This window comes from Pseudomonas sp. RIT288, from assembly GCF_000631985.1.
Lineage (GTDB): Bacteria > Pseudomonadota > Gammaproteobacteria > Pseudomonadales > Pseudomonadaceae > Aquipseudomonas.
In genome coordinates, this window is the sequence record NZ_JFYN01000044.1 from 180962 (window position 1) to 198444 (window position 17483).

Genomic DNA, 17483 nt, shown 5'->3' on the forward strand with positions numbered 1-17483 from the left:
TTACTGGAGATCAGTGTGGGAGCGAGCCTGCTCGCGAAGGACGCACCTCGGTCTTCAGCCCTTACTCTGCAACCACTCCAACATTCCCAATCCCGCCGCCCGCCCGCTGGCAAAACACCCGGTCAGCAGATAGCCGCCCGTCGGCGCTTCCCAATCCAGCATTTCCCCCGCACAGAACACTCCCGGCAACGCCTTGAGCATCAAGCGCTCATCCAGCGCTTCGAAAGTCACGCCGCCGGCACTGCTGATCGCTTCGTCCAGCGGGCGGGTGTTCACCAGGGGCAGCGGCAACGCTTTGATCGCCCGCGCCAACAGCGCCGGATCAGCGAAGGTTGCTGCGTCAGTCAGTTCACGCAACAACGCCGCTTTGACCCCATCAATCCCGACCTGACTGTGCAGGTGCTTGGCCATCGAACGCGAGCCGCGCGGCTTGCTCAACGCCGTCTGCAATTTATCCACAGGTCGGCCGGGCAACAGATCGATGTGCACCGTGGCTGAACCCTGCGCGTTGATCGCTTCGCGAATCGGTGCCGACAGCGCGTAGATCAGGCTGCCTTCAACCCCGGTCGCGGTGATCACGCATTCGCCCAAGCGTGGGATATCGTCGTTCAAACCGATGGCGATATTTTTCAGCGGTGCGCCGGCGAATTTGCTGACAAGGAACTCGCTCCAGGCCTGCACTTCGAAGCCGCAATTGCTCGGCTGCAACGGCGCCAGTCCTACGCCTTTTTGCTCCAGTGGCAGCATCCACGCGCCATCCGAACCCAGCCGCGACCAGCTGCCGCCGCCGAGGGCGAGCAGGGTGGCGTCGGGTTTGACGGTGATTTCGCCGTCGGGGCTGGTGATGCGCAGTGCACCGTGTTCATCCCAGCCGAGCCAGCGATGACGGGTGTGGATAACCACGCCGCTGTCGCGCAGGCGCTTGAGCCAGGCGCGCAGCAGGGGAGCGGCTTTCATGTCGGTGGGGAATACCCGGCCGGAGCTGCCGATGAAGGTCTCGATGCCCAGATCATGAATCCAGCGGCACAACGCGTCGGCATCGAAGCCGCGCAGCAATGGCGCGATCTGCGGTGCGCGTTCGGCGTAGCGCGCGAGGAACGCCGGGTAAGGCTCGGAGTGGGTGATGTTCATGCCGCCGACCCCGGCCAGCAGGAACTTGCGCCCCACCGAGGGCATGCCATCGTACAGATCGACACGCACGCCGGCCTGGCTCAGCACTTCGGCGGCCATCAGGCCGGCGGGGCCACCGCCGATGATGGCGACGTGAGCGGGGAGGAGGGCGGAAGTCTGGGTCATGGCGTGCGCTGCGGTATGGCGGGATAAGGCGCGCATTCTAACAGCCGGGATCCGTGTAGGCGCTGCCGCAGGCTGCGATCTTTTGATCTTGTTTTCTCAGGTTCAAGATCAAAAGATCGCAGCCTGCGGCAGCTCCTACAGGGGGATCGAAAGTGAATTCCAGGATCTGGTTGAAAAATGATCAGCGCGCTGTACGCCGTGCTCGCTGTGGCCTGTAGTGCCTTTCGCTCAGGTTATCCACAGGCCGTTCCACAGCCATTGTGGGTAACGCAGCACAGCTTAGTGACAACCGTGTGACGTCCAGACCCGTTGCGCACTGTGATGCAGGATGCCGTGGCGGCGGGCGAGGGCGTGGCGATCCTTGCTGTAGCCGCCACCGATCACGCCGACTACGGGGATGTCGCGGCCCAGGCAATGGCGCATCACGCTTTCATCGCGGGCGGCGACGCCGGCGTCGGTCAGCTGCAGATAACCGAGGGCGTCGTCCTTGTGCACATCGACCCCGGCGTCGTACAGCACCAGGTCCGGTTGATAGAGCGGCAGCAGGTAGTTAAGGGTCTCATCCACCACCTGCAGATAGTCGGCATCGCCCATGCCTTTGGGCAACGGAATGTCCCAGTCGCTTTCGGCCTTGCGCGCAGGAAAATTCTTTTCGCAGTGCAGGGAAACGGTGATCGCCTCCGGGGTGTCGTGGAGGATTCGCGCGGTGCCGTCGCCCTGATGCACATCGCAATCGAAGATCAGCACCCGGTTCACCCGACCGCTTTGCAGCAGGTAATGGCTGATGATCGCCAGGTCGTTGAAGATGCAGAACCCGGCCGGGTAGTCGTAGTGGGCGTGATGGGTGCCGCCGGCGAGGTGACAGGCCAGACCATGCTCGAGGGCTTTTTCCGCCGCCAGAATCGAGCCGCCGACGGCCCGCACGGTGCGCCGTGCCAAGGCTTCATTCCACGGCAGTCCGAGGCGCCGCTGGTCTTCACGGGACAACTCGCCGCTCATGTAGCGTTCGATATAGCGACGGTCATGGGCCAGGGCGAGGATGTCGTTGGGGCAGATTTCCGGGCGCAGCAGGTCGGCGTCGCGGGTCAGGCCGCTGTCGACCAGGTGATCGCGCAGCAAGCGGAACTTGTCCATCGGAAAGCGGTGATCCGGCGGAAACTCGGGGCTGTAGTCTTCGTGGTAGATCAGCGGCAGGGGCATGGCAACTTCATGTAGGAACGATGGAAAGAGTGAACGATCCTACCAGCGATGTAGACTTGCGGCATGGAAACGGAGGGGCACGATGGAGCCGATACTGCAACTGGAAAGTGCGCGATTGCTGATGCGCCAATGGCAGGACGAGGATTTGCCGGCATTTGCGGCGATGTGTGCCGATCCGCAGGTCATGCGTTACTTTCCACAGCCCTTGAGCCGTCTGGAAAGTGCGTCGATGATCGGCCGGGTGCGCGGGCATTTTGCCGAGCACGGTTTCGGTCTATGGGCTCTGGAGCGCAAGGACAGCGGTGCGTTCATCGGTTTTACCGGTCTGGGTGTGGTCGGTTTCGATGCCCCGTTCACCCCGGCGGTGGAAATCGGCTGGCGCCTGGCCAAGGAGCACTGGGGCCTGGGCTATGCCAGTGAAGCGGCGTGGACCGCTCTGCGTTGCGGCTTTGACCGGTTGTCGCTGAAGGAGATCGTGTCCTTTACCGCCCAGAGCAATCTACCGTCGGAGAAAGTCATGCAGGCGATAGGCATGCAGCACGATCCGGCCGATGATTTCGATCACCCCAAACTTGCCGTCGATCACCCGTTGCGTCGGCATCTGTTGTACCGAATTACCAGGGAGCAATGGCTGCAAACCCTGCATGGCTAAGCCGACACGGACGTTTACAATGGCGCGACAGTGGCTCGCGCCAGAACCTGAATGGGCCGCCGCAGCCAAGACTGCGCGGCATAGCGTTGTGTGAGGAGAGTCTGAATGAGCCAAGTGTTGGAAGATCTGGTCGACCTGCTGACCCTGGAGCCGATCGAGGAAAACCTGTTCCGTGGCCGCAGCCAGGACTTGGGTTTCCGTCAGTTGTTCGGTGGCCAGGTGCTCGGTCAGTCGCTGTCGGCGGCCAGTCAGACGGTTGAAGAGGCGCGTCATGTGCATTCGATGCACGGCTATTTTTTGCGCCCGGGCGACGCCAAGTTGCCGGTGGTGTACTCGGTGGATCGCGTGCGTGATGGCGGCAGCTTCAGCACCCGGCGGGTCACGGCAATCCAGAAGGGCCACCCGATTTTTACCTGCAGCGCGTCATTCCAGTACGACGAGGCAGGCTTCGAGCACCAGAGCCAGATGCCAGTGGTGGTCGGCCCGGAAAACCTGCCGTCGGAGCTGGAACTGACCCAGCAACGCGCGCACTTGATCCCCGAGCACATGCGCGAAAAACTGCTGTGCCCGAAACCGATCGAGGTGCGCCCGGTCACCGAAAAAGACCCGTACAACCCGCAACCGGCCGATCCGGTGAAGTATGTGTGGTTCCGTGCCGACGGCGCGCTGGCCGACATTCCGGCGCTGCACAAATACCTGCTGGCCTACGCCTCGGACTTCGGCCTGCTGACCACTTCGATGCTGCCGCACGGCAAGTCGGTCTGGCAGAAAGACATGCAGGTCGCCAGTCTCGATCATGCATTGTGGTTCCACAACGATCTGCGCGCCGATGACTGGTTGCTTTATGCGATGGACAGCCCGTGGGCCGGCAACTCCCGTGGATTCTCTCGTGGCAGCGTGTACAACCGCGCCGGGCAACTGGTGGCGTCGGTGACCCAGGAAGGCCTGATTCGTCACCGCAAGGATTGGGCATGAGCCTGAGCGATGTGAAGCACTGGGTGTTCGACATGGACGGCACCCTGACCGTCGCGGTACATGACTTTGCGGCGATTCGCGTGGCGCTGGAGATTCCGCCCGAGGACGACATTCTCACCCACCTTGCAGCGCTGCCTGCTGCTGAAGCCGCAGCGAAGCATGCTTGGTTGCTGGAGCATGAGCGCGATCTGGCGCTGGGTTCGAAACCGGCTGCCGGTGCGGTGGAGCTGGTGCGCGACCTGCACGGGCGTGGTTATCGGCTTGGCATCCTGACGCGCAACGCACGGGAGTTGGCGCATGTGACACTCGAAGCGATAGGCCTGGCCGACTGCTTCGCCGTGGAAGATGTGCTGGGCCGCGATGAGGCACCACCGAAGCCGCATCCCGGCGGGTTGCTGAAACTGGCCGAAGCCTGGAACGTGCCGGCCCGCGAAATGGTGATGGTCGGGGATTACCGCTTTGATCTGGATTGCGGTCGGGCGGCCGGGACGCGGACAGTGCTGGTGAATGTGCCGGACAATCCGTGGCCGGAGCTGACGGACTGGCATGCGCAGGATTGTGTCGAGTTGCGGCGGATGTTAGTGGATTAAGAGCAAAAGATCGCAGCCTGCGCCAGCTCCTACATTTGTCCTGTGTAGGAGCTGCCGCAGGCTGCTATCTTTGCTTCTCTAATCAAACAGCGCTTTCTGCCCCTCCGGTGACGTCAACATCCCATCGCCGTCATGCCCGACCCCGGGCACTTCAACCAGCCGCTGATTTACCCCTTCCGGATGGCGGCGCAGCAGGTAGCCGAAAAACAGTTTGCCGCGTTCCAGCCGAAACGCGCCCTGTGCCTCGGCGGCGCAACTCTTGTCCAGCGCCGGATGTTGCGGGTCTATATCCTGCTGCCCCAGCAGATAAATCACTTCGCGTTTGATGTAGCTGCTTTCAAGCTGCAGCGGCGTTTGCCCACCGGCGTACACCGGCATGTCTGCCAGACCGTACTTCCAGCGATTGAAGCCCGGGCACTGCGCGTGATCGAACGCCACCGGCCGCTGCTCATTGAAATAAGCGTACGACGACGGATTGGCCACCACATAGCGCAGGCGAATGCCGTTGGCCTTCAGTGCCGGTTGTTCCTTGGCCAGCAGGGCGTAGCGCTGCACCACTTGTCCGCCACCGGAATGGCCGAAAATCACGATCTGCTGCACATCCGGAAACTGCTTGCGATCGCTGACCCGGGCGACGATGGCGTCGAGTGCGGCGTAGGAACTCAGCGGCTTCGGCCCTGTGGATAACCCGCCGCCCATCCACTCGTTGCCTTTCCAGCGCAGCAAAGTGTTGGGCAGGGAGTACAGCGCGACGTCGCTTTCGTTGAGAAACTGCGGAGCGATCACCAGCGTGTGCGCCGTTTGCCCGGCCAGTTCGGTGGCGTGCTCGGCACTCTTGCGGTACGTCTCGGCGTTGCGCAGACGCCCGTGAATGACGATCAGCACCCGTTCGATTTTCTCCGGTGCCGGGCTGATGCCGACGGCCATTTCGCCGGCCTCGAATTGCAGGCGCCCGGGGCTGATGGCATCGACGCCCGCCGCGTGCGCGTTGCCGCCGATGATCAGTAAAGCCAGAAGCCATTTACGCATTTACAGGTTTTTCGCCGCGAAGGTATCGCACTGGCCGACCTGGCCCTGGGCGAAACCGGTTTTGAACCAGCGCACCCTCTGCGCCGACGTGCCATGGGTAAACGAGTCCGGCACCACACGGCCCTGACCCTGTTGTTGCAGGCGATCATCACCGATGGCGTTGGCCGCGTTCAAGGCTTCTTCGATATCGCCCGGCTCCAGCCAGTTCAAACGCTTCTGCGCGTTGTAGGCCCAGACGCCGGCCAGGCAGTCGGCCTGCAATTCCTGACGCACCAGCAAACCGCCGTCGCCTTCCATCTGCCGACCTTGCTGACGGGCCGCCTGAATTTTCGCCGAGACACCGAGCAGCGTCTGCACATGGTGGCCGACTTCGTGCGCAATCACGTAGGCCTGGGCGAAGTCGCCGGCAGCTTTGAAGCGCTGGGCCATTTCCTGAAAGAAGGCCATGTCCAGATAGACTTTCTGATCCGCCGGGCAATAGAACGGGCCGGTGGCCGAAGTCGCCAGACCGCAGGCGGAATTCACCCGGTTGCTGAACAGCACCAGGGTCGGGTCCTTATATTGGCGGCCGGCCTGCTGGAAAATCGCGCCCCAGGTGTCTTCGGTATCGCCGAGGATCGAACGCACGAATTCGGCCTGCTGATCGTTGGCCGGTGGCGCCTGACGGGTTTGTGTCGAGGCCGGTGCCGATTGCTCGGTCATTTGCCCGGTGAGCTGGCCGAGGATCTGCAACGGATCCTGCCCGGTGATCCAGCCGATGCCGACGATCAGCAGGATCGCCCCCAGGCTCAAGCCTTTGCCGCCACCGAAACGCATGCCGCCGCCACCGCCGGTATCATCGCCACGGGCATCGACGACGTTGTCACTGCGTCGGCCTTTTTTCCATAGCATGTGGGAATCCTCTATCTGTACGTGGTGATGAGTGTTGCTGGTGTAGGAGTGTGGCGCCAGTCCGGTCGTCCGTCTATTGGCACACACGCAAGCAGGCCCGGCCTCGGGTCGAGAGGGCGGGCCTGTTATTGACGAGCGCGTGGGCGACTAATTCAATCCGTTGGCGGATTTCTCGTTTCGCACTTTGCTGGGGCCAAGAAAGTGGGCGGTTATCGGATTTCAGTTCCAGAATTCGCGCACTTTTCCTGTATTTTAGAATCCGCCACTTTTCTCTGGGACTTCAACATGGCCGGCAGTCAAATCGAACGGGTTTTCAGTGTGCTGGAAAGCCTCACCAGTGATCCGCGCGGGGTGCCGTTGCAGGCACTGGCCGAGCAGATCGAGATCCCGAAAAGTGCCGCTCACCGCCTGCTTGCCGAGCTGATTCGGCTGGGCTATGTGCGGCAGAACCCGGAGACCTTGCGCTATCACTTGTCGACCAAGCTGATCGCGATGAGCTTTCGTTACCTGTCGAGCAGTGGCGCCGACATCGTGCAACCGGTGCTTGATCGGCTGGCCCGGGAAACCGGCGAACTGGTGCGGCTGGGGGTTATCGACGGTGAGCGCCAGACCTGGATCGCCAAGGCTCAAGGCGCGCGCAGCGGTCTGCGCTACGACCCTGACATGGGCCGCGATGCGCCGCTGTTTTACACCGCATCGGGTCACGCCTGGCTTGCCAGCATGACAGACGCCGAAGCGTTATGGCGGGTCGAGCGCCAGGGCGCCGAGGTGCCGGCGGATATCGGGCCGAATGCACCACGCTCCAATGGCGAACTGCTCGAGCGCTTGCGGCTTGCGCGCGAGCAGGGGTATGCCTGCGTCGAAGAGAGTTCGGCGGTGGGCACGTCGGCGATTGCTGCGGTGGTACGGCATCCGGCTGACGGCCGAGTGATCGGCGTGTTGAGCATTGCCGGGCCGACTGCACGGATGCCAGGGGCGAGGCTGCATGAGTTGGCGCCGTTATTGCTGAATTTCACCGCAGAGCTTTCGGCGGCGAGTCTGGCTTCGGAGTTGTTTGTCTGAACAGCGATTCACGTCGATTGCGTGTGGAACATTCAGGGAAATCGGGCGGTGTTCGCCCACTTTTCCGCTTCAGGGTTGTAGGAATCTGGAACGCAGTTCTAAATTGTCTATAGCCGCCGTTGATTCACCACTCAGAGATAGCCCATGACCGTCAGCACTCCGCTCTCCGGTGTCAACCAACCCTTCAAGGGGATTTTGCTGATTGTCGTGGCGACTTTCCTGTTCTCCAGCCATGACGCGCTGTCGAAATACCTCTCGGGTTTCTACCCGATCATCATGGTGGTGTGGGCGCGGTATCTGGTGCACACCTTGCTGATGGCGGGGATTTTCCTGCCGCAGTCGGGGTTGCGCGTACTACGCACCAAACGACCGCTTTGGCAGTTGGCGCGGGCGCTGTGTCTGCTCGGCACCAGTCTGTTTTTCACCACGGCGCTGCTGTACATCCCGCTGGCCGAGGCCACCGCGGTCAACTTTCTCGCGCCGGTGCTGGTGACGGCGTTGTCGGTGCCGTTGCTCAAGGAGCGGGTGACGCGCGGGCAGTGGATCGCGGTGATCTGCGGTTTTATCGGGGTGCTGATCATCGTCCATCCGGGAGGTGAATTGTTCACTCCGGCGGTGTTGCTGCCGTTCTGCTCGGCATTGTTTTTCTGCTTCTATCAACTGCTGACGCGCAAGCTCAGTGAGGTCGACAGTCCAACCACCAGCAACTTTTTCGCCGGTCTGTGCAACACGTTGGTGATGAGTGCGCTGGTGCCGTTCTTCTGGCAAGTACCGACCTGGTCACACGCCGTGTTGATGCTGGCGCTGGGCAGTTGCGGGATGACGGCGCACTTGTTTCTGACCCAGGCGTTCCGCCATGCCGCGCCGGCATTGCTGGCGCCGTTTGGCTACTGCCAGATCGTGTTCGCCGGGCTGTTGGGGTGGGTGGTGTTCAATCACACGCCGAGTCTGTTGACGGTGATCGGGATTGCGGTGATCTGTTGCAGCGGTCTGGCGGCGGCGTGGCAGCAGAGCCGCCGCTGAAGAGAATCTTACGTTTTTTGCCGAACACAAAACCCTGTAGGAGCTGCGGCACGCTGCGATCTTTTGATCTTTTAAAGCAGGATCAAAAGATCGCAGCGTGCCGCAGCTCCTACAGGGGGAGGGGAGTAGCTAGGTTACTCGGTGACGTCTGGAATCTTGCGCGGGGCCATGAAGTACATCCAGGTCAGCGCCAGGAAGTACATCGCCGGGATCAGCGTGAACAGCACCGTGTAGTTGTTATTGGTGACGGTCAGGATGTGGCCGACGATCTGCGTCATGAACATCCCGCCGATCGCTGCGCACATACCGCCGAAACCGAACACCGTGCTCATCATGTGCTTGGGCGTGTAGTCCATCACCAGGCTCCAGATGTTCGCGGTCCACGCCTGATGCGCACCGATGGCCAGGGAGATTGCCGCGACAGCGACCCACAGGTTGCTCGAACCGGCGGCCATGATCACGCCGATGATGCAGCAGGCGAACAGGAACATCGACAGCAGCCGCGCCTTGATCGAGTTCATGCCGCGACCGATTAGGAACGAAGACAGAATGCCGCCGCCGACACTGCCGAAGTCGGCCGTCACGTAAATGATGATCAGCGGAATACCCATCTGGGTGACGTTGATGCCCAGGTTGTATTGCTGATTGAGAAACGGCGGCAGCCAGTACAGGTAGAACCAGAACACCGGCGCGGTCAGCGAATAGGCGAGGGCGAAGGCCCAGGTGCCGCGCATGCGCAGGATGCGTGAAAACGGTACGCGGGTCTGTTCCGGTTCGACTTCCTGCTGGATGTACTCAAGCTCGGACTGTTTAACGCTTGGATGGTCTTCCGGGTTGAAGTACTTCAGGCCCCAGAACAGCAACCAGATCCCGCCCAGTGCCGACATGCACAGGAACGCCGCCTGCCAGCCCCACACGTGGAGAATCAGCGGCAGCAGCATCGGCGTGAACATGGCGCCGACGTTGGTCCCGGCGTTGAAGATGCCGGTGGCCACTGCGCGTTCACCGGCGGGGAACCAAAGGCGCGTGGTTTTCACGCAGGCCGGGTAGTTGGCCGCTTCGGTCAGGCCGAGGATGAACCGGCAGACCATGAAGCCGACGGCCGAAGTCGCCAGACCGTGAGCGCCGGTGGCCAGGCTCCAGAGCAGTACCGCGCAGAAGAACACGCGCTTCACGCCGACCCGGTCGATCAATCGTCCCTGCAGGACGAAGCCGATCGCATAACCGACCTGAAACCAGAAGTTGATGTTGGCGTAATCCATCGCCGTCCAGCTCATTTCCTTGGCGAGGATGGGCTGCATGACGCCGAGGGCGGCGCGGTCGATGTAGTTCAGGGTCGTGGCGAAAAACACCAGCGCCAGCATGCCCCAACGGGTCTTGCCGACGGCCATGGCGCCGCGGATCTTGTCGCCGATGCCACCCGTGGCAGTGCTCATGGCCGGGGCCATGCGGGAAGTCTGTGAAGGAATCATTGTTCCACCCGTTTTTGAATTTGTTATGTGGTGTTGTTTGCACGCACTGCGACCGAAGGTTCATTTCCGGACTCAATGTGACGTCGATGGTGGGCAGTGGACGAAAAATCGTCAATTCGCCGAAACGCCATAGTGTTCGATAATCGCACGCAAAACTAACCGGATGGTACACTTTAAATTGCTGTGCGCAGTCATGCAGCCAATAATTTCCCAACGATAAAAACATCCTGTGTAGGAGCTGCCGAAGGCAGCGATCTTTTGAATTTGCTTTTCAGGATCAGGATCAAAAGATCGCAGCCTTCGGCAGCTCCTACCTTAAAGATAAGCGCGGCGAAGTCCGGGAGTAGAAACATGCAGCGTTCCATTGCCACCGTTTCCCTGAGCGGCACCCTGCCGGAAAAGCTCGAAGCCATTGCCGCCGCCGGGTTCGACGGCGTCGAGATCTTCGAGAACGATCTTCTGTATTACGACGGCAGTCCGCGGGAAATCCGGCAGATGTGCGCTGACCTGGGGATCGCCATCACCCTGTTCCAGCCGTTCCGCGATTTTGAAGGCTGCCGCCGAGATCGGCTGGCGCGCAATCTGGAGCGGGCCGAGCGCAAATTCGACCTGATGCAGGAGCTGGGCACCGATCTGGTGCTGGTCTGCAGCAACGCTTCGGCGGACAGCGTCGGCGACCGGCAGATTCTGGTCGATGACCTGCGGCTGCTGGCCGAACGTGCCGGCGCTCGCGGGTTGCGTATCGGCTATGAAGCGCTGGCCTGGGGCCGGCACGTCAATACTTATCAACAGGTCTGGGACATCGTCCGCCAGGCCGATCACCCGGCGCTCGGCGTGCTGCTCGACAGCTTTCACACCTTGTCGTTGAAAGGTGATCCTGCCGCGATCGCCGACATTCCCGGCGACAAGATCTTCTTTGTGCAAATGGCCGACGCGCCGATCCTCGCCATGGACGTCCTGGAGTGGAGCCGGCATTTCCGCTGCTTCCCGGGGCAGGGCGAATTCGATCTGCCGGGGTTCCTGGCGCCAATCATCCAGAGTGGTTACACCGGGCCGTTGTCGCTGGAGATCTTCAACGATGGCTTCCGCGCCGCGCCGCCACGGGCGAATGCCGCTGATGGTCTGCGTTCGCTGCTGTATCTGGAAGAGAAAACCCGTCAGCGCCTGGAACAGCAAACAACGCCGGTGGCCAACCGCGAGATTCTCTTCGAAACGCCGCCGGCCAGCGAGTACAACGGCATCGAGTTTCTTGAGTTCGCCGTCGACGAAAGCCTCGGCGCCAAATTGGGTAACTGGCTGGAACGTCTGGGCTTCGTCAAGGCCGGACAGCATCGCTCCAAGAGCGTGAGCCTGTTGCGTCAGGGCGATATCAATCTGATCCTCAATGCCGAACCGTATTCGTTTGGACACAGCTTTTTCGAGGCCCACGGTCCGTCGCTGTGCGCCACGGCCGTGCGGGTCAAGGACAGCGCCAGCGCCCTGGCCCGAGCCGTCGCCTACAAGGGCCAGCCCTATCGAGGTCTGGTCGGCCCCAACGAACTGGAACTGGCCGCGGTGCGTGCGCCGGACGGCAGCCTGATTTATCTGGTGGACGAAGCGGCGGACGTCTATGGCACCGACTTCAATCTGCTGCCGAATGCTCAGGCCCGTGGCGGCCTCAAGCGCATCGATCACATGGCCATGGCGTTACCGGCCGACAGTCTCGACAGCTGGGTGCTGTTCTACAAGAGCCTGCTGGATTTCGAGGCCGACGATGAAGTGGTGCTGCCCGATCCGTATGGGCTGGTGAAGAGCCGGGCGCTGAGAAGTCGCGACAGTTCGATCCGCTTGCCGCTGAATATCTCGGAGAACCGCAACACTGCGATCTCTCACGCACTGTCGAGTTATCGCGGTTCCGGTGTGCATCACATCGCCTTCGATTGTGATGACATCTTCGCCGAAGTCAGTCGCGCCAAAGAGGCTGGCGTGCCGTTGCTGGATATCCCGCTCAACTATTACGACGACCTCGCTGCGCGCTTCGATTTCGACGACGAATTCCTCAGCGAACTGGCGTACTACAACGTGCTCTATGACCGCGACGCGCAGGGCGGCGAGCTGTTCCACGTGTACACCGAGCCGTTCGAGGGACGCTTCTTCTTCGAGATCATCCAGCGTAAAAACGGCTATGCCGGTTATGGTGCGGCAAACGTCGCGGTACGTCTGGCGGCGATGGCCAAATCTCGCAGCGGTGCGGCGCGCCAGGCGAAGTTGTAGGAATTTCGTAAACCCGGGATTAAACACGAGCCGCGTGGCTTCCTTCACTGTGCAGCGCGGCCCATAATCGCCAACCTGTGCAGTGATGGCCGTGAGCCCGCAATGACAATGACATCAGAACTCCCCGCTGCTCCCGTCGTATCCGGCATCGAGCCGCGCAAGAGTCGCAAGAACAACCCGGAAAAAACCCGCGAGAACATCCTGCAGGAGGCGATCGTCGAGTTTGTCCAGCAAGGGTTGTCGGGTGCGCGCGTTGACGCGATCGCCGAGCGTATCCACACCTCCAAACGCATGATCTATTACTACTTCGGCAGTAAGGAGCAGCTGTACGTCGAGGTGCTGGAGAAGCTTTACGGCGACATCCGCAGCACCGAAAACCGCCTGCACCTGGCAGAGTTGCCGCCGATGGTGGCGATCCGCCGACTGGTGGAATTCACCTTTGATCACCACGACCGCAACGTCGATTTCGTGCGCATCGTCTGCATCGAAAATATCCACAACGCCGAGTTCGTGAAGCGTTCCGATGCGATCAAGGCGATGAACAATACGATTCTCGATTCACTGGGCGAGATTTTGCGCCGTGGCGCTGAAGAAGGGATATTCCGCGCCGGGCTCGACGCGCTGGATGTGCACCTGTTGATCAGCTCGTTCTGCTTCTATCGCGTCTCGAACCGCCATACGTTCGGTGAGATTTTTCAAATCGACCTGCCGGACGAAAGCATCAAGCAGCGCCATCGCGAGATGATCTGCGAGTCGGTGTTGCGCTACTTGCAGCCGTGACACTGTTCCTGTGGGAGCGAGCCTGCTCGCGAAAGCATACTGTCAGTCAATGCATCTGTTAGCTGACACACCGCTTTCGCGAGCAGGCTCGCTCCCACAAGGGCGCTAATTCAGCCATTCATGCTTTGAAAATGCGCAAGCATGCGCTGAGCATTCGGCACCACGCCGCTGAACAGCTCAAACGCCTTCACCGCTTGGAAAACCGCCATGTTGCCACCGTCCAGCGTGCGGCAACCCAGCGCGCGGGCGTTGCGCAGCAGCTCGGTTTCCAGCGGGAAGTAAACAATCTCCGCCACCCACAATTCCTTTCGCAGCAGCTCCACCGGTACTGGCATGCCCGGCAGTTTGGCCATGCCCATCGGCGTGGTATTCACCAGACCATCGGCCTGATTCAACGTGCCCGGCAGATCACGCCCGGCCAGCGCGCGGCCTGAGCCGAAATGCTGGTTGAGGTTGTTCGCCAGACTCTCGGCGCGCTCGCGGTCGACGTCGAAAATGCTCAGCTGCTGTACGCCTTCACTCAGCAGCGCGTGGGCCACCGCCGCCCCTGCGCCACCGGCACCCATCTGGACCACGTGCTCACGCGCAGCGTCCTTCAGGCCACGGCGAAAACCTTCGGCAAAACCCAGGCAATCGGTGTTGTGGCCGACGCGCTTGCCGTCCTTGAGCACCACAGTGTTGACCGCACCGATGCCCCGGGCTTCCGGCGACAGTTCGTCGAGCAGCGGGATGATCGCCTGCTTGCACGGGAAGGTGATGTTCAGGCCGGTGTAGTTCATCCGCTCGGCCGCCTGCAGCAAGTCGGGCAGGGCGTTGCTGTCCAGATGCAACTGATCGAGGTCGATCAGCCGATACAGGTAACGCAGGCCTTGGGCATCGCCTTCGTGTTCATGCAGTGCTGGCGTGCGCGAGGCCTGAATGCCGGCGCCGATCAGGCCAGCCAGTATTACTGGTTTACGGGTCATGCTGCGCGCCCCTTCAGTTGCTGACTGAAATGTTCCAGGGCCAGACGATAGCCATGACTGCCGAAGCCACACATCACTGCCGTGGCGATGGCCGAGACGAACGAGTGGTGGCGGAACGGCTCACGCGCATGCACGTTGGACAGGTGCACTTCGATCACCGGCAACTCACTGGCCACCAGCGCGTCGCGGATTGCCACCGAGGTGTGCGTCCAGGCCGCCGGGTTGATCACGATCCCGGCGCAACGCCCGCGTGCCGCGTGAATCCAGTCGAGCAGCTCGCCTTCGTGATTGGTCTGGCGAAACTCCACGGCCAGACCGAATTCTTCGGCGGCACGCCCGCACAGCGCAGAAATATCAGCCAGGGTCTCGTGACCGTAGGTTGCCGGTTCACGAGTGCCAAGCAGGTTCAGGTTCGGGCCGTTGAGCACCAGAACGATAGGGGGCATGGGGGCAAACTCCACTTTTTGTTTTTGGCTTGGGCCGAGGGTTTCGGCCTGTGGAGGTAAAATGTACCAGATGGTTACCATGGTCAATTGAACAGCGTTGCGTCCGAAGTTTTATGTTCGGTGATCGCACAGATCAAAAGATCGCAGCCTGCGGCAGCTCCTACAGGGGAATAGGTAGGAGCCGCCGCAGTCTGCGATCTTTTGAGGCACCCACAAAAAAGCCGTCAATCACGACGGCTTTCTTGTATCTGGCATTCGCCATCAACGGCGGGTCAGCAACACCCCGGACTCCATGTGATGTGTCCACGGGAACTGGTCGAACATTGCACAGCGGGTGATGCGGTGCGTGTCGTGCAGTTGGGCGATGTTGGCCGCGAGGGTTTCCGGGTTGCAGGAGATGTACAGGATGTTGTCGAAGCGCCGGGTCAGCTCGCAGGTGTCCGGATCCATGCCGGCGCGCGGCGGGTCGACGAACACGCTGCCGAACTCGTAGCTCTTCAGGTCGATGCCTTGCAGGCGACGGAACGGGCGCACTTCGTTGAGCGCTTCGGTCAGCTCTTCGGCGGACAGGCGCACCAGCGTGACGTTATCCACAGCGTTTTCGCTGAGGTTGCTCAGTGCCGCGTTGACCGAAGTCTTGCTGATCTCGGTGGCCAGCACTTTGCGCACACGGGTGGCGAGCGGCAGGGTGAAGTTGCCGTTGCCGCAGTACAGCTCCAGCAGATCGTCAGGACGATCGCCCAGTGCTTCGTACGCCCAGTTGAGCATCTTCTGGTTCACCGTGCCGTTGGGCTGGGTGAATGCGCCTTCCGGCTGGCGGTAGCTGAAGGTGCGACCGCCGACGTCGAGTTTCTCCACCACGTAATCGTGGCCGATGACTTCGCGTTTGCCCTTGGAGCGTCCGATGACGCTGACGTTGAGATCAGCCGCCAACTTCGACGCGGCTGCGTGCCAGTGCTCGTCCAGCGGACGGTGGTAGCACAGGGTGATCATCGCATCGCCGGCCAACGTGGTGAGGAATTCCACCTGGAACAGCTTGTGGCTCAGCGCCGAGCTGGCCTGCCATGCTGCCTTGAGCTGCGGCATCAACTGGTTGATGCGCAGGCTGGCAATCGGGAATTCTTCGATGAGGATCGGCGTGCGTTTGTCGTCCTGAGAGAACATCGCGTAGTGACGCTCGCCGGCCTCGCGCCATAGGCGAAACTCCGCACGCAGGCGGAAGTTCTGCAGCGGCGAGTCGAACACGGTCGGCTCTGGTGCATCGAACGGGGCCAGCAGATCACGCAAACGCGTGACCTTGTCTTCGAGCTGAGTGGCGTAGGCCTGGGAATCGAAAGTCATGCGTTGAACCAACCCAACTTGATCACGAACAGAATCGACAGAATCACCAGCGCCGGGTTCAGCTCGCGGGCGCGGCCCGACAGCAGCTTGATCACGGTCCAGGAGATGAAACCGAAGGCGATGCCGTTGGCGATCGAGTAGGTGAACGGCATCGCCAGCGCGGTGACCACGACCGGTGCGGCAATGGTGATGTCTTCCCAGTCTATTTCCGCCAGGCCCGACGTCATCAGCACGGCGACGAACAGCAGCGCCGGAGCGGTGGCGAACGCCGGAACGCTGGCCGCCAGTGGCGAGAAGAACAGCGCCAACAGGAACAGGATCGCCACGACGATCGCCGTCAGACCGGTACGGCCGCCAGCGCTCACGCCCGCGGCGGATTCAATGTAGCTGGTGGTGGTCGAAGTCCCCAGCAGCGAGCCGGCCATCGCGGCGGTGCTGTCGGCGATCAGTGCACGACCCATTTTCGGCATGTGGCCGTCCTTGCCCATCAGGCCGGCGCGTTTGGCGACGCCGATCAGGGTGCCGGAGTTGTCGAACAGGTCGACGAACAGGAAAGCGAAGATCACGCTGACCAGGCCGATGTCCAGCGCGCCCTTGATGTCCAGTTGCATGAAGGTCGGGGCCAGCGAAGGTGGCATCGAGGTCACGCCGCCGAACGGGGTGAAGCCCATGGCGATGGAAATGATGGTCACCGCCAGAATGCCGATCAGCACCGCGCCGCGCACTTTCAGTGCTTCGAGGGCGACGATCAGGGCAAAGCCGAGGGTGGCGAGAATCGGTGCAGGGGCTTTCAGGTCACCGAGGCCGACCATGGTCGCCGGGTTGCTGACCACGATGCCCGCGTTGTGCAAGGCGATCAGCGCCAGGAACAGGCCGATACCGGCGGCAATCGCCGAGCGCAGCGGCAGCGGGATGCTGTTGATGATCCATTCGCGGATGCGGAAGATCGACAGCAGGAAGAAGCACACCGCCGAGATGAACACCGCGCCCAGCGCCACTTGCCAGGTGTGGCCCATGTGCAGGACCACGGTATAAGTGAAGAAAGCGTTCAGGCCCATGCCCGGAGCAAGCGCGATCGGGTAGTTGGCGATCAGGCCCATGATGGTCGAGCCGATGGCGGCTGCCAGACAGGTGGCGACGAACACCGCGCCCTTGTCCATGCCGGTCTCGCCGAGAATGCTCGGGTTGACGAACAGAATGTAGGCCATGGCCAGGAAGGTCGTGACGCCCGCCAGAATCTCGGTACGCACGTTGGTGTTGTGTGCCTTGAGTTGAAACAGCCTTTCCAGCATGTCTGCTCCCCGTGGCGCGCGCGGCGCCGTGAATGTATCGACCTCAACAGCAAAGCACAGACCGTCGCAAGCGCCTGGGAATTTGTGGTGGGCCGGAAAAAGCCGCGCATCATACCAGCAGCGTGAGGAATATGGCGGTTGTTGGTGCCGAACGTCGTCGAAGTTTTGCCACAGGGCTAACTGCGCCATACTGCGCGCTGAATTTTTCGGGGAAAC

17 protein-coding genes are annotated in these 17483 nt (G+C 61.5%); 7 read left to right on the plus strand and 10 right to left on the minus strand.

Annotated features, from left to right (window positions below; genetic code table 11):
• Positions 1-54: 54 nt before the first annotated feature.
• On the minus strand, positions 55-1296 hold the full coding sequence (locus BW33_RS27590) for a TIGR03862 family flavoprotein (protein WP_047602577.1): 1242 nt from the start codon (positions 1294-1296) through the stop codon (positions 55-57).
• 279 nt (positions 1297-1575) lie between these two features.
• Complete coding sequence (locus BW33_RS27600) at positions 1576-2496, minus strand: histone deacetylase family protein (RefSeq protein WP_047602579.1); 921 nt, start codon at positions 2494-2496, stop codon at positions 1576-1578.
• Between the two features lie 82 nt (positions 2497-2578).
• Between BW33_RS27600 and BW33_RS27605 the strand changes: the two genes are divergently transcribed.
• The 3 genes from BW33_RS27605 to BW33_RS27615 all read left to right on the plus strand — a co-directional run bounded on the left by BW33_RS27605 (position 2579) and on the right by BW33_RS27615 (position 4713).
• Positions 2579-3148: a GNAT family N-acetyltransferase gene (locus BW33_RS27605; RefSeq protein ID WP_047602580.1), complete on the plus strand. Its 570-nt coding sequence runs from the start codon at positions 2579-2581 to the stop codon at positions 3146-3148.
• 105 nt (positions 3149-3253) lie between these two features.
• On the plus strand, positions 3254-4123 hold the full coding sequence (gene tesB / locus BW33_RS27610; RefSeq protein WP_003228466.1) for an acyl-CoA thioesterase II: 870 nt from the start codon (positions 3254-3256) through the stop codon (positions 4121-4123).
• On the plus strand, positions 4120-4713 hold the full coding sequence (locus BW33_RS27615) for an HAD family hydrolase (protein WP_047602581.1): 594 nt from the start codon (positions 4120-4122) through the stop codon (positions 4711-4713). The genes tesB and BW33_RS27615 overlap by 4 nt, the downstream gene beginning before the upstream one ends.
• 78 nt (positions 4714-4791) lie before the next feature.
• Here the strand turns inward: BW33_RS27615 and BW33_RS27620 are convergent, their stop codons facing one another.
• Together BW33_RS27620 and ypfJ are read right to left on the minus strand one after the other, a co-directional pair.
• Positions 4792-5742, minus strand: coding sequence for an alpha/beta fold hydrolase (locus tag BW33_RS27620; protein ID WP_047602582.1), 951 nt, complete (start codon positions 5740-5742; stop codon positions 4792-4794).
• Positions 5743-6633, minus strand: a complete 891-nt coding sequence (ypfJ, locus tag BW33_RS27625; protein WP_047602583.1) for a KPN_02809 family neutral zinc metallopeptidase — start codon at positions 6631-6633, stop codon at positions 5743-5745. It abuts the gene before it with no gap.
• 285 nt (positions 6634-6918) lie between these two features.
• Here ypfJ and BW33_RS27630 point away from each other — a divergent pair, with 285 nt between their 5' ends.
• Positions 6919-7695 carry an IclR family transcriptional regulator gene (locus BW33_RS27630; RefSeq protein WP_047602584.1) on the plus strand — a complete coding sequence of 259 codons (777 nt, stop codon included), beginning with the start codon at positions 6919-6921 and terminating at the stop codon, positions 7693-7695.
• 144 nt (positions 7696-7839) lie between these two features.
• Positions 7840-8718, plus strand: coding sequence for a DMT family transporter (locus BW33_RS27635; protein WP_047602585.1), 879 nt, complete (start codon positions 7840-7842; stop codon positions 8716-8718).
• A 134-nt stretch (positions 8719-8852) separates the two neighbouring features.
• On the opposite strand, the gene BW33_RS27640 is transcribed toward BW33_RS27635, so the two are convergent.
• Together BW33_RS27640 and BW33_RS29925 are read right to left on the minus strand one after the other, a co-directional pair.
• Positions 8853-10190: an MFS transporter gene (locus BW33_RS27640; protein WP_047602586.1), complete on the minus strand. Its 1338-nt coding sequence runs from the start codon at positions 10188-10190 to the stop codon at positions 8853-8855.
• Positions 10191-10381: 191 nt separating this feature from the next.
• Positions 10382-10543 (minus strand): hypothetical protein, encoded by a 162-nt coding sequence (locus tag BW33_RS29925; protein ID WP_160168828.1) that lies wholly within the window; start codon positions 10541-10543, stop codon positions 10382-10384.
• Here BW33_RS29925 and quiC point away from each other — a divergent pair.
• Positions 10542-12443 carry a 3-dehydroshikimate dehydratase QuiC gene (gene quiC, locus BW33_RS27645; protein WP_047602587.1) on the plus strand — a complete coding sequence of 634 codons (1902 nt, stop codon included), beginning with the start codon at positions 10542-10544 and terminating at the stop codon, positions 12441-12443. The genes BW33_RS29925 and quiC overlap by 2 nt on opposite strands.
• 102 nt (positions 12444-12545) lie before the next feature.
• Positions 12546-13223 carry a TetR family transcriptional regulator gene (locus BW33_RS27650; RefSeq protein ID WP_047602588.1) on the plus strand — a complete coding sequence of 226 codons (678 nt, stop codon included), beginning with the start codon at positions 12546-12548 and terminating at the stop codon, positions 13221-13223.
• A gap of 110 nt (positions 13224-13333) precedes the next feature.
• On the opposite strand, the gene BW33_RS27655 is transcribed toward BW33_RS27650, so the two are convergent.
• The 4 genes from BW33_RS27655 to BW33_RS27670 all read right to left on the minus strand — a co-directional run bounded on the left by BW33_RS27655 (position 13334) and on the right by BW33_RS27670 (position 17267).
• On the minus strand, positions 13334-14188 hold the full coding sequence (locus BW33_RS27655) for a shikimate dehydrogenase (RefSeq protein ID WP_047602589.1): 855 nt from the start codon (positions 14186-14188) through the stop codon (positions 13334-13336).
• Positions 14185-14634 carry a type II 3-dehydroquinate dehydratase gene (gene aroQ / locus BW33_RS27660; RefSeq protein WP_047602590.1) on the minus strand — a complete coding sequence of 150 codons (450 nt, stop codon included), beginning with the start codon at positions 14632-14634 and terminating at the stop codon, positions 14185-14187. Before aroQ ends, BW33_RS27655 begins: the two co-directional genes overlap by 4 nt.
• A 261-nt stretch (positions 14635-14895) precedes the next feature.
• Entirely contained in the window at positions 14896-15975 is a 1080-nt protein-coding gene (trmA, locus tag BW33_RS27665) for a tRNA (uridine(54)-C5)-methyltransferase TrmA (protein ID WP_047602591.1), read from the minus strand.
• Positions 15972-17267 carry an NCS2 family permease gene (locus BW33_RS27670; RefSeq protein ID WP_047602592.1) on the minus strand — a complete coding sequence of 432 codons (1296 nt, stop codon included), beginning with the start codon at positions 17265-17267 and terminating at the stop codon, positions 15972-15974. The genes trmA and BW33_RS27670 overlap by 4 nt, the downstream gene beginning before the upstream one ends.
• Positions 17268-17483 lie beyond the last annotated feature (216 nt).

Excerpts from the sequence above, each read along its gene's own strand:
- BW33_RS27650 (WP_047602588.1), top strand. The coding sequence starts at position 12,546 with ATGACAATGACATCAGAACTCCCCGCTGCTCCCGTCGTATCCGGCATC.
- BW33_RS27615 (WP_047602581.1), top strand. The coding sequence starts at position 4,120 with ATGAGCCTGAGCGATGTGAAGCACTGGGTGTTCGACATGGACGGCACC.
- BW33_RS27635 (WP_047602585.1), top strand. The coding sequence starts at position 7,840 with ATGACCGTCAGCACTCCGCTCTCCGGTGTCAACCAACCCTTCAAGGGG.
- quiC (WP_047602587.1), top strand. The coding sequence starts at position 10,542 with ATGCAGCGTTCCATTGCCACCGTTTCCCTGAGCGGCACCCTGCCGGAA.
- tesB (WP_003228466.1), top strand. The coding sequence starts at position 3,254 with ATGAGCCAAGTGTTGGAAGATCTGGTCGACCTGCTGACCCTGGAGCCG.
- BW33_RS29925 (WP_160168828.1), bottom strand. The coding sequence starts at position 10,543 with ATGTTTCTACTCCCGGACTTCGCCGCGCTTATCTTTAAGGTAGGAGCT.
- BW33_RS27600 (WP_047602579.1), bottom strand. The coding sequence starts at position 2,496 with ATGCCCCTGCCGCTGATCTACCACGAAGACTACAGCCCCGAGTTTCCG.
- aroQ (WP_047602590.1), bottom strand. The coding sequence starts at position 14,634 with ATGCCCCCTATCGTTCTGGTGCTCAACGGCCCGAACCTGAACCTGCTT.
- ypfJ (WP_047602583.1), bottom strand. The coding sequence starts at position 6,633 with ATGCTATGGAAAAAAGGCCGACGCAGTGACAACGTCGTCGATGCCCGT.
- BW33_RS27630 (WP_047602584.1), top strand. The coding sequence starts at position 6,919 with ATGGCCGGCAGTCAAATCGAACGGGTTTTCAGTGTGCTGGAAAGCCTC.
- BW33_RS27640 (WP_047602586.1), bottom strand. The coding sequence starts at position 10,190 with ATGATTCCTTCACAGACTTCCCGCATGGCCCCGGCCATGAGCACTGCC.
- BW33_RS27620 (WP_047602582.1), bottom strand. The coding sequence starts at position 5,742 with ATGCGTAAATGGCTTCTGGCTTTACTGATCATCGGCGGCAACGCGCAC.
- BW33_RS27670 (WP_047602592.1), bottom strand. The coding sequence starts at position 17,267 with ATGCTGGAAAGGCTGTTTCAACTCAAGGCACACAACACCAACGTGCGT.
- BW33_RS27605 (WP_047602580.1), top strand. The coding sequence starts at position 2,579 with ATGGAGCCGATACTGCAACTGGAAAGTGCGCGATTGCTGATGCGCCAA.
- trmA (WP_047602591.1), bottom strand. The coding sequence starts at position 15,975 with ATGACTTTCGATTCCCAGGCCTACGCCACTCAGCTCGAAGACAAGGTC.
- BW33_RS27655 (WP_047602589.1), bottom strand. The coding sequence starts at position 14,188 with ATGACCCGTAAACCAGTAATACTGGCTGGCCTGATCGGCGCCGGCATT.
- BW33_RS27590 (WP_047602577.1), bottom strand. The coding sequence starts at position 1,296 with ATGACCCAGACTTCCGCCCTCCTCCCCGCTCACGTCGCCATCATCGGC.